General features: G+C 69.4%; 9 protein-coding genes. 4 read left to right on the top strand and 5 right to left on the bottom strand.

Features of this window, described 5'->3' with window-relative positions; translation table 11 throughout:
• The first annotated feature begins 262 nt into the window (after positions 1-262).
• The 3 genes from POF43_RS22640 to POF43_RS22630 all read left to right on the top strand — a co-directional run bounded on the left by POF43_RS22640 (position 263) and on the right by POF43_RS22630 (position 3,051).
• A complete protein-coding gene (locus POF43_RS22640) occupies positions 263-2,086 on the top strand; it encodes a carbohydrate-binding module family 20 domain-containing protein (protein WP_271321942.1) in 1,824 nt (607 codons plus the stop codon).
• 132 nt (positions 2,087-2,218) lie between these two features.
• Positions 2,219-2,827 (top strand): DUF2975 domain-containing protein, encoded by a 609-nt coding sequence (locus tag POF43_RS22635; protein ID WP_271321941.1) that lies wholly within the window; start codon positions 2,219-2,221, stop codon positions 2,825-2,827.
• Positions 2,827-3,051 carry a helix-turn-helix domain-containing protein gene (locus POF43_RS22630; protein WP_271313538.1) on the top strand — a complete coding sequence of 75 codons (225 nt, stop codon included), beginning with the start codon at positions 2,827-2,829 and terminating at the stop codon, positions 3,049-3,051. The genes POF43_RS22635 and POF43_RS22630 overlap by 1 nt, the downstream gene beginning before the upstream one ends.
• Before the next feature lie 86 nt (positions 3,052-3,137).
• Here the strand turns inward: POF43_RS22630 and POF43_RS22625 are convergent, their stop codons facing one another.
• From POF43_RS22625 to POF43_RS22615, 3 genes are all read right to left on the bottom strand, one after another.
• Entirely contained in the window at positions 3,138-3,530 is a 393-nt protein-coding gene (locus POF43_RS22625) for a hypothetical protein (protein WP_271313537.1), read from the bottom strand.
• Positions 3,531-3,981: 451 nt separating this feature from the next.
• Positions 3,982-4,437, bottom strand: coding sequence for a cold-shock protein (locus tag POF43_RS22620; protein WP_271313536.1), 456 nt, complete (start codon positions 4,435-4,437; stop codon positions 3,982-3,984).
• Between the two features lie 41 nt (positions 4,438-4,478).
• Positions 4,479-5,255 carry a thioesterase II family protein gene (locus tag POF43_RS22615; RefSeq protein ID WP_271313535.1) on the bottom strand — a complete coding sequence of 259 codons (777 nt, stop codon included), beginning with the start codon at positions 5,253-5,255 and terminating at the stop codon, positions 4,479-4,481.
• 883 nt (positions 5,256-6,138) lie between these two features.
• On the opposite strand from POF43_RS22615, the gene POF43_RS22610 reads away from it, so the two are divergent.
• On the top strand, positions 6,139-8,967 hold the full coding sequence (locus tag POF43_RS22610; protein WP_271321940.1) for a helix-turn-helix transcriptional regulator: 2,829 nt from the start codon (positions 6,139-6,141) through the stop codon (positions 8,965-8,967).
• 73 nt (positions 8,968-9,040) lie between these two features.
• On the opposite strand, the gene POF43_RS22605 is transcribed toward POF43_RS22610, so the two are convergent.
• Together POF43_RS22605 and POF43_RS22600 are read right to left on the bottom strand one after the other, a co-directional pair.
• Positions 9,041-10,231 carry a cytochrome P450 gene (locus POF43_RS22605; RefSeq protein WP_271313533.1) on the bottom strand — a complete coding sequence of 397 codons (1,191 nt, stop codon included), beginning with the start codon at positions 10,229-10,231 and terminating at the stop codon, positions 9,041-9,043.
• Positions 10,232-10,398: 167 nt separating this feature from the next.
• On the bottom strand, positions 10,399-11,619 hold the full coding sequence (locus tag POF43_RS22600) for a macrolide family glycosyltransferase (RefSeq protein WP_271321939.1): 1,221 nt from the start codon (positions 11,617-11,619) through the stop codon (positions 10,399-10,401).
• Positions 11,620-11,717: the final 98 nt, after the last annotated feature.

The raw sequence follows: 11,717 nt of genomic DNA, 5'->3' as shown, positions 1-11,717 counted from the left end.
GTCGTGGCGCGGCCCGCCGCCCGGCCCCTTCCCCGGGTCCCGGTCGGCGTCTTTCGGACGCTTCCGCACGGCTTCTTGACGCGGCTCCGGGCCCGCTGGACGCTCCTGTTCGGGAACCCGGCCGCCGTGCGGCTCCGGGGCCTCCCCCGGCGGTCCGGCGCGTGGGCCGCCGGCCGCCGCGTCCGGTCCGGGCGCGGTGACGCCGGCTCGCCGCAGGACGTCGGCAACGTGTGACGGCGGGCCCCGGCAAGGGAGTTGACGCATGCTCGGGAACAGATCACGCAGACGCCCGGTGCGGCGCACGGTCATGGCCGGTTGCGCCGCGGTCTCGCTCGCCTTCGCCGCGCTGGCCGCGGTGCCCGGTGCGACGGCCGTCGCGGCACCGGCACCGGCGGTGACCGGGCCGCACGACGGGAGCCACGACGTCAGCGCGAACCTCTTCGAGTGGAACTGGCCCTCGGTGGCCTCGGAGTGCGCCGATGTGCTGGGCCCTGACGGATACGGCAGCGTCGAGGTGGCTCCGCCGCAGGACTCGATATCCGTCTCCGGACACCCGTGGTGGGAGGTCTACCAGCCGACCGACTACAACCTCACCAGCCGGATGGGCGACGCCGCACAGTTCCAGTCGATGGTCACCGCCTGCCACAACGCCGGGGTGAAGGTGATCGTGGACGCGGTGATCAACCACATGACCGGCCAGGGCAGTGCCAGTTACGGCGGGGCGAGCTTCACCAAGTACGACTACCCCGGGATCTACCAGAGCCAGGACTTCCACCACTACCCGAACGACTGCGGCAACTCCGACGGCACGATCCACGACAGCGACTGGACGAGCAGCACGCGCAACGTCTGGAACTGCGAACTGGTGGGTCTGGCCGACCTCAACACCGGTTCCTCCTACGTCCAGGGTGAGCTGGCCGGCTACCTCAACAGCCTCACGGCGATGGGCGTCGACGGCTTCCGGGTGGACTCGGCCAAGCAGATCGACCCGGCCGACCTCGCCGCGATCGAGTCCCGGCTGACCGGTTCGCCGCAGATGTACCAGGAGGTGATCTACGGGGCCGACGACGTGGTGCAGCCGAGCCAGTACTACGGCGACGGCGACGTGCTCGACTTCCAGTTCGGGATCTACCTCAAGCAGGAGTTCGGTTCCGGGAACATCTCCGCCCTGGAGAACTTCGGCGACAGCTGGAGCGGGATGAACCCCAGTGACAAGGCGCTGGCGTTCGTCACCAACCACGACACCGAACGCAACGGCAACTCCCTCAGCTACAAGGACGGCGCCGACTACACACTGGCCAACGTCTTCATGCTGGCCTGGAACTACGGCACGCCGCAGGTCTACTCCGGGTTCACGTTCAACAACAGCGACGACTCACCGCCCGCCGACTCCGCCGGCCACGTCACCGACACCTCGTGCGGCAACGGGTGGACCTGCTTCGACCGCGATCCGGCGATGGTCGGCATGGTCGGCTGGCACAACGCGGTCGGCAGCGCGGCCGTGGGCAACTGGTGGAGCGACGGCAGCAACCGGATCGCGTTCAGCCGCGGTTCGGCCGGCTTCGTGGCGATCAACAAGGAGAGCGGCGACTTCAGCCGCACCTTCGCCACCGGGCTGCCCGCCGGCACCTACTGCGACGTCGTCCACGGCACGGTCACCGGCGGAACGTGTGACGGCCCCACGGTCACCGTCGACTCCGCGGGCGACACGACCGCCGACGTACCGGGCATGAGCGCCGTCGCGATCGACGCCGACTCCCTGGTGTCCGGCGGCGGCACCACGCCTCCGCCGCCCTCCGCGGTGAACGTCGACTTCAAGGTGAACGCCACGACGACCTTCGGCCAGAACGTCTACGTGACCGGTTCGGTGGCCGCGCTGGGCGGCTGGGACACCGGCAAGGCGATCCCGCTGTCGTCCGCCGCCTACCCGGTGTGGGACGCCACCGTGCAACTGCCGGCCGACACCGCGGTGCAGTACAAGTACATCATGAAGAACCCCGACGGCTCGGTGACCTGGGAGAGCGGCGACAACAACGCCCTGACGACCGGGACGAGCGCGATGACCCGGAACGACACCTGGCACTGACACCCCCTCAGCCGCGGCCCCGGGCGACCCGCCCTCCCCCGGGGCCGCGGCGGCCCGGCGGCGGGACACGGTGGCGGGCCATATCGTTTTGCGATACCATCGAGAAACGATATGCCAACGGAAGGTGGAGGCATGACCACCACAACATGGTCCCGGGTCGGCAATCCCGTCCTGGAGATGACCCTGGGACTGGCCCTGCTGCTGGTGGGGCTCTTCCGCGTCCTGTTCCCCATCCTGGGCGTGACCGGTCCCCTGCCGGCGATGGACACGACCCGCACGGTCCGCATCGACGCCACCACGCGGGTGCCCGACGCGGTGGCCCACGGAGCCGTGACGCTGCACGGCACCTCGACCGCGGCGCTGACCTTCGCCCACCCCGGCGTCGGCGACCGCCTGCTGCTCGTACTGCCCGCCCTGGTCGGCGGCCTGCTGCTGCTCCAGGTCTTCGAGATCCTGCTGAGGACGGCCCGCACCTTCCGGGACGGCGACTTCTTCGTGCCCCGCAACGCGCGGCGCCTCGGCCTGGTCGCCGCCCTCGTGCTGCTGATCGGCGTCCTCACCCCGGCGCTGGACGTGATCACCACGAAGTTCCTGGTCAAGGGGACGCCGGTGGCGTCGGCCGTCCAGTCCTCCTACCACTTGAGCATGCTTCCGGTGGTCCTGGCGATCCTCATCGCCGCGGCGGCCGCGGCCTTCCGCAGCGGGACCCGACTGCGGGACGACACCGACGGGCTGGTCTGATGCCGCCGGAGGAGCCGCACCGGATCGAGGTCCAGCTGGACCGCCTGCTGGCCGAACGCGACATGACGCTGGCCGAACTCGCCGAACGCGTCGGCGTCACCGTCGTCAACCTGTCCGTGCTCAAGAACGACCGGGCCAAGGCGATCCGGTTCAGCACCCTCAGCGCCGTCTGCCGCGTGCTCAGCTGCCAGCCCGGCGACCTGCTCACCTACAGCGCGGGGTAGCGGCACCCGTCGCACCGCATGCCGGCGGCCGGCCCCCCGATCGGGGAGGCCGGCCGCCGTCTGTGCGGACTGCGGTGTCCGTCGGGTCAGTTGACGGTGACGGGGAACGAACCGCTGACCGGGCCGGCCGGGGTCTGAACGGTGTAGTTGATGGTCGCCGGGCCGCCGGTGAAGGGGCCGCCGCTCCAGGTGCCGTTCATGTTCCCGATGATGCCGCCCTGGAGAACGATGGTCCCCGAGCCCATGCCGTTGGAGCCGAAGGTGCCGCTGAAGGTGCTGCCGAAGGTACCCAGCGCGGTGGAGATGGTGCAGCCACCGGAGACGGAGTTGCCCGACGTGGTGGAGGTGCAGGTGTCCGCAGGGACGACGGAGGTCGCGGGAGTGGCGGCGAAGGCCGCGCCCGGGCCAGAGACGACGGCGACGGCGACGGCCACAGCCACGCCCGCGCCGGCCAGCACTCCGCGGGTAACACGCTTCATATTTCTTCTCCCAATTCTGCGCTGAATTGATGGGACTTCGTGCCCGAGAATGTTCACAGAGCGGCAGGACATTGACCACCCCTAAGGCGGAATAGCCTCCCCCTAAAACCATCCGTACGCCTTCTTGATAAATGAGTCGATTTCACCGAAACGCCTTGTCGGCATAACTAATTATTTCGGATTTCGGGCGGAGTGGGCGGCTATGGTACGACGAAGGTCCCGGCGGATCTCCGGTAAGCCGGGACCGCGTTCCGGGTGCCGCGCCTGGTCAACGCCGCACCGGCACACGCCCGCGCCCGCGGAGTGGACGACGGCTTCGCAGCGGTTCCCCACCCCTACCCCCGGCGGCCGCGACCGGCGAGGACGCCGGGCAGAACGAGGGCCGAACGCGTGGGGGAAGCGAAAGCCGCGGCCAGCGCAGGGCTGACCGCGGCTCGGGTGGCGGAAGGGCTCAGACGTCCGTCCAGCTGTGCGACCGGGCCAACGCCAGGAAGCACGAGCGCACTTGCTTGATCTGCCGCGCGGTGAGCGTCTCGTCCGCCGCGAGCAGCACCTCGGTGAGTTCGGCGCTCAGCTCGGCGGCCGACAACACGTCGCACAGCGCGCCGTCGACCGGTTCGGACCGCTCCGCCGGCTCCGGCGCCGGGACGGCCGACCCGATCGAGGCGACCGGGGTGGAGAAGGGGGACGAAGCGGTGGACGTCCGTATCAGTCGCACCTCGGACGCCTTCGGCCCCTTCTCACCCGATTCGACGAAGAATTCGACCGCACGTCCCGCCCGGTACAGATACTTCTCTTCCAGCAGGTCGTTCGCGTGGACGAAAACGTCCTCGTCACCGTTCTCCGGGGCGATGAAGCCGTAACCGCGGGTCTCGTCGAACCGCAGGATCTTCCCGGTGTTCTGCATTCCCGTACTTCCCTCCTGAACCGCCGCGCGCCCCCCAGCGCTCACTGGGAGGGCTTCAGACGCAGTTGCGTGAGTACATGATCGGATATCGCGTTGACGATCTCGGACTGGTGCGATGCCAGGTAGAAGTGGCCGCCGGGGAAGACCTGGAAGTCGAAGCTGCTCTCGGTGTGCTCGCCCCACGCGCGCGCCTCGTCCATCGTCACCTTGGGGTCGTCGTCGCCCACCAGGCTCACGATCGGGCACCGCAGCTTCGGTCCCGGGTCGTACTCGTAGGTCTCGGCGGCGCGGTAGTCGGCCCGGATCGCCGGCAGCACCATGCGCAGCAGTTCCTCATCACCCATGATCTGCGAGTTGGTGCCGCTGAGCCGCTGCAACTCGGTGATGATGCCCCGGTCGTCGCGCTGGTGGACCGTTTCGTGGCGCTTGCGGGAGGGGGCGCGGCGGGCCGAGGCGAACAGGCCGACGAGGACGATGCCGTGGTCGCGCTCCAGGCGCCGGGCGACCTCGAAGCCGAGCGTGGCGCCCATGCTGTGCCCGAAGAACACCAGGGGCCGGTCCGCCCAGGGCACCAGAGCCGCGGCCACCAGGTCGGCCAGCTCGGGGATGCTGGATATGCACGGCTCCGCGCGGCGGTCCTGCCGTCCCGGGTACTGGACGGAAAGAACCTCCACCGAGGTTCCCATCATGTCCGACATCGGAAAGTAGAAACTGGCGGATCCGCCGGCGTGCGGCAGACACACCAGCCGCACCTCGCTGTCCGGACGAGGGTGGAACCGACGAATCCACAGGCTGTCGTCCTCGACTGGCTTCGCCATGGTGCTGGTGCTCCTCTACTGGTGGACGGCGACGGGTGCTTCGGCATATGAGACCGCGGGGCGAAACCGCCCATCGGCCCATATGGCAGGCTCCTCCCTCGGTACGGCGTCGAATTCCGCAATCCGGCAATTTCGTCGATATGCGAATATACGGGACATCGACTGTTTCCGGGGCCGGACGGGACAGTGCACCGCATTCCGCCGGGACATCTTCGGGCCGATGTGCGGAGCGGGAGCGGGGAAACCGTCAAGTCCGGCAATTCGAGCCTGCGGCGAAGCGCATCCACCTGACCTCAACGACGAGCCGAAATTATGACAATATCATCAGGAACGGGGTCCGAAAAGCAAACCCCTAGCACCCCCTAAAGAGGGCCTGGCGACCCGCCCGCCGACGGTCACCACCGGTGGCGCTTCCCCGGCCGGCAGCGCAAAACGCACCCCACAACGGAGTTCACCTCCGCCGGCACCGGCCGCGGGCGCACACGCAATGTAATCACGGCAACACGCGCGAGGCGTTCGGCGCCGGATATTCCCACCCCATTGCGAACCGCCCGCCGCACGCCCTCCGACCGGCGGCCTGCACATTTCCTCCGCAGCTCCCGCTCCTTGTGTCTAATACTGACCCCCAGTCAGCGCGGTCCGATCACTGCCGCATTCGGGGTGAACACGAGGTTTGCACGTGTCACACCGAATGATCCCCCGAGCCAAAACGTCCGCAGACAACTTGTGACAGATCTGATACGTTGACGACGTGGCCGGACTGGCTCCCGGTGCCGCAGTCGACAAGAAAACAACAGGCTTTTAATAAATACGTGCACGGCCGAGTGAAAATACCAAACGAGTTTTACCATGCCAGGCGTGCGTATACACGGGGGTAAAACACATGGAGCTTTTCGAACGTGACCGTGAATTTTCCACGTTGAATGATCTCCTTGCACATACTCATAACGGGAACGGCCAAATCGCGCTTATCACAGCCGCGGTCGGCAACGGGAAGACCGCTTTGCTGCGGAAGTTCGGCGAGGTCGTCAGACGCGAAGGATGCGTGACCCTCAACGCCAGCTGTGCCGGCGCCGAGCAGAAGGTGCCGCTCGCCGCCCTCACCCAGCTGTTCGACAGCCCCTCCCTGGAGGCCAAGGACGCGCAGCGGGCGGCGGAGCTGCTGAGCGAGTGGCACCGGCCGGCGGGTGGTTCCGCGGCCGAACGACCGCGCGCGCAGGTGATGCTGGAACTGGTCCGCATCATTCTCGACCTCTCCCGCACCAAGACGGTCGTGTTGAGCGTGGACGATGTTCACCACTCGGATCCGGAATCGCTTCAGTACCTCCAGCACATCCTGCGCCGTGTCCACGCGTCGCGCGTGCTGGCGATCCTGACCGAACGCGCCTGTCACAACGGACCGCACTCCCCGCTCCAGACCGAGTTGCTGCGCCAACCGAACGTGCATCCCCTCTGGTTGCCCCCGCTGTCCCTCCAAGGCGTAGCAGAAATGGTGTCCGTGACGGCGGGTCACGCATTCGCCCAGGAACTGGGAACCGAATACCACGCATTGACCGGGGGAAATTGCTCCCTCGTTCAGGCACTTCTGCGCGACCGCGCGGGGGAGGACCCGGCGGGGCGGACCGACGGGCCCGTACCGGGCTCGGCGTTCGAACAAAGTGTGGTGCGCTGCCTCGCGTCGGAGGAGCCGGTGCTGCGCGGCACCGCGCGCGGTCTGGCGCTGCTGGGCGACTGCGCGACGCAGGAGGTGCTCGCCCTGCTGCTGCGGCTGCCGCGCGAGACGGTCGCGCGGGCGCTGCACGCACTCACGGTGACCGGCATTCTGGACGGCACCCGGTTCCGGCACCCGGCCACCGCGGCGGCCGTGCTGGGCGACATGCCGCTCGGCGAGCGCGACGCACTGCACCGCAGGGCAGCACGGGTGCTGTACGAGATGAACGCGCCCGCCCCCGCGGTGGCCGCGCACCTGCTCAGCACCGGGTCGGCCGACGAGCCGTGGATGATCGAGTCGCTGATCAGCGCCGCCGACACCCTCTTCCAGCAGGGCCGCAGCGTGACCGCCCGCACCTACCTCGAACTGGGCCACCGGTTCAGCACCGACGACCGGCAGCGCGCGTCGATCGGCATCGCGCTCGCCGAGATCGAGTGCCGCATCAGCCCGCAAGCGGTCAGCCGCCGGGTGCCGCAGCTCCTGGCGGCGCTGCGGGCCGGGCTCGTCCCCGGCCGCAAGGCCCTGCGGCTGTGCGAATCACTGCTGTGGAACGGCCAGGTGGACGCGTTCGACGAACTGCCGGACCTGCTCGGCAAGCTCATGGCCGTCGCCGAGCCGGACCTCGACACCGAGGCCGAGGTCATCCGGCGTCTGCTGTCCAGCACGTTCCCGCAGCTCGCCGAGAAGGTGTCCGACGTGCTGGGCCGACCCGCGCGGCAGCCGCTGACCACCTCGGCGCTGGCCACCAACAACCGGCTGAAGGCGCTGGCGGCGTACGACACCGCGCTGGCCCGCGGCGCCGACCCGGGCGCGGTGGCGGACGCCAAGCAGATACTCAACGGCAGTGCGCTGTCGGAGGCCACCTTCCCGCCCATCACGATGGCGCTGTGGACGCTGGTGCACGCCGACCGGCTGTCGGAGGCCGAGGTGTGGTCGGACCGGCTGCTGGGCGAGGCGGAGTCGCGCGGGACGGCCGGCTGGCTGGCGTCCTTCGCCTGGACCCGCGCGTCCGTGGCGCTGCGGCAGGGCAACCTGCCGTCGGCGGAACGCCACGCGCAGGCGGCGATCGGCCACCTGCCGCTGGACGCCTGGGGTGTGCGGGTCGGCGGACCGTACGCGACGCTGCTGCACACGGTCACCGGGATGGGCAAGCACGCCGACGCCACCGGGATTCTCAACCGGCCGGTGCCGGAGGCGATGTTCGGCACGCCCTTCGGACTGGTCTACCTGCACGCCCGCGGCCGCTGCTGCCTGGCCCGCCGGCAGTACCAGGCGGCGCTGAACGACTTCGTCGCCTGCGGGGAGCTGATGGCGAGCTGGCGGCTGGACCGGCCGGCCCTGGTCCCGTGGCGGTCCAGCGCCGCCGAGGTGTGGCTGCACCTGGGCCACACCAACAAGGCGGGCCGACTGGTCGAGGAGCAGCTCGCGCTGCTGACCCCGCACGATTCGACCGTCCGGGGCGCGTCGCTGCGCCTGCTGGGGCTGACCCGCCGGCCCCAGGAACGGGTCGTGCTGCTCAACAAGGCGGCCGAGATGTTCCAGCGGCTCGGCAGGAAGCTGGAACTCGCCGAGGTGCAGGCCGATCTGGGGGAGGCCTACCAGGCGCTGGGCGACAGCGAGCAGCAGCGGGTCGCGGTGCGCCGGGCCCGGCATCTGACGCAGGAGTGCCAGGCCAAGGGCGCGCACTGCGTGGCACTGCTGGACGTCTCGCGGGACTCGGCGGTGCAGCGGCACGACGGGATGGACGACAAGCTCGCCCACCTGTCGGACGCCGAGCGCCGGGTGAGCGAGCTGGCGGCGCTCGGCCGCACCAACCGGGAGATCTCCAGCAGTCTGTGCATCACGATCAGCACGGTGGAGCAGCATCTGACCCGGGTCTACCGCAAGCTGAACATCCAGCGCCGGCAGGACCTGCCCGCCGGTCTGCGGCCCAGGATCGCCACCCGCGAGTCCGAGCAGTACGGCGCGGGCCGGATACCGCTGGCCCGCCGGCACGCCTGAGGCCCGGCGAACGCCCCGCCCCTCCCCCGACCGGGGGCCGGGGCGTCCGGCGGTGCGCAGGGCGCCCGTCGGGCTACTTGCGCAGCCGCAACGGCAGTTCGGTCAGGGCGCGCAGGTTGAAGTGGCCGTGGTACTTCGGGGGGCCGGCCAGTTCGATGCTGCGGTAGCGGCGGAACAGCTCGGTGAGCAGGCTGCTGACCTCCAGCAGTCCGAGCGCCTTGCCCATGCAGTGGTGCGGGCCGGCGCTGAAGGCGAGTGACTTCACCCCGGTACGGGCCATGTCCAGCCGGTGCGGATCGGGATAGCGTTCCGGGTCGCGGCCCACCGCGTCGAACGCCACGAACACGCACTCGCCGGCCGGGATCACGGTCTCGCGGATCTTCAGGTCCTCGGTGAGGATGCGGGCGACGAAGCGGGCCGAGGGGTAGAAGCGGGACAGCTCCTCCACGCCGGTGGGTATCAGGGACGGGTCGTCGCGCAGGGCCCGCATGGCGTCCGGCTGCTGGAGCAGCGCCAGCATCCCGTTGCCGATCAGGTTCGACGTCGTCTCGTAGCCGGCGTTGTAGAGCAGCGCGGTGTTGGCGGCGATCTCGTCGTCGGTGAAGTCGTCGTCCGCGCGGACCATCACCGAGGCCAGGGTGTTGTCCGGTTCGCCCTGCCGGGCCTTCTCGATCAGCCGGTAGACGTAGGCGCGGGCCTTGGGCTCGGCCTTGTTCATGGCGATGAGGCGTTCCGGTGACACGACGCGGTCGATGAGCTGGCCGATCGGCTCGGTCACGCTGCGGAACATCTCGCGGTCCTGTTCGGGGACCCCGAGCAGTTCGCTGACCACCGTGGTCGGCAGCGGCAGCGCGATGCTGCTCATCAGGTCGATCTCGCCGGCGTCGCCGATCTCGTCGAGCAGCCCGGAGACGATCTGCGGGATACGGGTCCGCATCAGTTCGAGCATGCGGGGCGAGAACAGCTTGCCGACGCTGCCGCGCAGCCGCCGGTGGGCGGCGCCGTCCTGCATCAGCATCCACTGGTGGGCGGACTTCACCGCCGGGCTGCTCGGACCCCCGCGGGCGGCGGCCCAGTTGGGGTTGGCCGGGAAGTTGCTGGAGACGCCGGGGGTGCGCAGCAGCGTGTGCGCGTCGTCGTAGCGGAACAGCACCCAGTAGCCGTAGGGCGTCCAGTGGATCGGATCGTTCTTCTGGAAGTTCCCATAATATTCGACCCGATGGGTCTCCAGCAGGGGACTGGTGAAATCGAAATACTCCGTCATGCGATCCGTCCGTCGCGATCAGCTATGGGCGACACAAGATTTCGGGTCCTGACCGGACCCGTCAGGCCCTCAGCGGACCGGGCCGAAAAGAAATTGCATTCTCCAGAAACTGTGGTGGACGCCCGCTGCGGGGTCAACCCCTAGGCTCCCGGACAGGGGTGGCCGCGTCAGGGTGCGGTGCGCCGTCCCGGGTGGGCGGCCAGATGGCGTTCGATCGCGTCGGCCGCCCTCGCCCCTCCCCCGGCGTCGTCGATGTCGCGGCGCATCCGGGCGGCCCGCTTGCGGGTCATCAGGTCGGCCGTGACGTCCTGGACCGCGGCGCGCAGCCGCTCCGGGCCGGGGGCGGTGTCGCGGATGACCCGGCCGAGTCCGAGTTCGGCCACTCGCTGGGCGTTGATCTCGTGCTCGGGGGTGCCCGGCAGGAGCACCATGGGGGTGCCGGTGGCCAGGGCGCTCATGATGCTGCCGAGGCCCGCGTGGGAGATGAAGACGTCGGCCTCGCGCAGTACGGCCATCTGCGGTACCCAGGCGCGCACTTCGATGTTCGGCGGCAGCGGTTCGAGTTCCGCCGGGTCGATGCCCTTGTGGACCGCCATGACGACGTGCCAGGGCAGGTCCTTGAACGTCTCGACGCACCTGCGGAAGAACTCCGGGCGGCGGTGGACGCTGGTGCCCAGTGAGATCAGCATGACCGGCCGTCCGTCGCCCGGCGGCGTCCACCGCTCGGTGGCGGCGGCGGTGTCCAGGCACGGCCCGACGAAGACGTAGTGGTCGCCGAAGGTGGCTCCCGCGGGCTGGTAGGAGCGGGTGTAGTAGACGATGTTGAGCGCTTCCTCGCGGCCCATGAGGTCCTCGATCGTGGTGTCGCTCTGGCCGTTCTCCGCGAGCAGCGCCGTCAGTTCCCGCAGGAAGGCCAGCAGGGCGGGGTTGTCGGGGTCGCCGGGGCCCATCTTCTCGATCAGCTTGTCCAGCAGGGAGAAGCTCTTGTTGGACGCCAGGGCGGGGAAGCTCTCGACGGCCGGCACATCCCACTTGCGGGCCAGGATGCGCCCCACGTGGTACAGGGTCAGGTCGTACATGACCAGGTCGGGGCGGCGGTCGCCGAGGTGGGCTTCGAGGGTGCGTACCGCTTCGCGGCCCTCGCGCAGGTAGACCGACGGCATCCGGGCGGTGGCCTGCGCGGTGACCATCTCGGTGAGGTCCACCCCGTCCAGGACCGATTCGTAGCCCAGGACGGTGGCGCCGGTGGGCTCGACCTTGTCCACGTGGGCGTGGCCCGTCACGTAGGTGACCTCGTGGCCGCGGCGCACCAGTTCGGCGACCACCTCGATGGTCGGCATCACGTGCCCGAACCCGGTGTTGTTGAGAAAGGCGATGTGGTGACTCATGGTCCTCATCCGTCGGAAGGTGCCGGTCCGCCCCACGCGTGCGCCGGGCCGTTCAGTGGAAACGCCGTCCCGGGCGGCTCCGGCCGGGCCGCGGGCCG

The sequence above is a fragment of the Streptantibioticus silvisoli genome (genome assembly GCF_027947535.2).
GTDB lineage: Bacteria > Actinomycetota > Actinomycetes > Streptomycetales > Streptomycetaceae > Streptantibioticus_C > Streptantibioticus_C silvisoli.
Note: the sequence above shows the minus strand (reverse complement) of the source record. Positions and strands in the feature narration are given on the sequence as shown.

Bases quoted from the DNA above. Each gene is read 5' to 3' on its own strand.
- POF43_RS22640 (WP_271321942.1), top strand. From the start codon at position 263: ATGCTCGGGAACAGATCACGCAGACGCCCGGTGCGGCGCACGGTCATG.
- POF43_RS22635 (WP_271321941.1), top strand. From the start codon at position 2,219: ATGACCACCACAACATGGTCCCGGGTCGGCAATCCCGTCCTGGAGATG.
- POF43_RS22630 (WP_271313538.1), top strand. From the start codon at position 2,827: ATGCCGCCGGAGGAGCCGCACCGGATCGAGGTCCAGCTGGACCGCCTG.
- POF43_RS22625 (WP_271313537.1), bottom strand. From the start codon at position 3,530: ATGAAGCGTGTTACCCGCGGAGTGCTGGCCGGCGCGGGCGTGGCTGTG.
- POF43_RS22620 (WP_271313536.1), bottom strand. From the start codon at position 4,437: ATGCAGAACACCGGGAAGATCCTGCGGTTCGACGAGACCCGCGGTTAC.
- POF43_RS22615 (WP_271313535.1), bottom strand. From the start codon at position 5,255: ATGGCGAAGCCAGTCGAGGACGACAGCCTGTGGATTCGTCGGTTCCAC.
- POF43_RS22610 (WP_271321940.1), top strand. From the start codon at position 6,139: ATGGAGCTTTTCGAACGTGACCGTGAATTTTCCACGTTGAATGATCTC.
- POF43_RS22605 (WP_271313533.1), bottom strand. From the start codon at position 10,231: ATGACGGAGTATTTCGATTTCACCAGTCCCCTGCTGGAGACCCATCGG.
- POF43_RS22600 (WP_271321939.1), bottom strand. From the start codon at position 11,619: ATGAGTCACCACATCGCCTTTCTCAACAACACCGGGTTCGGGCACGTG.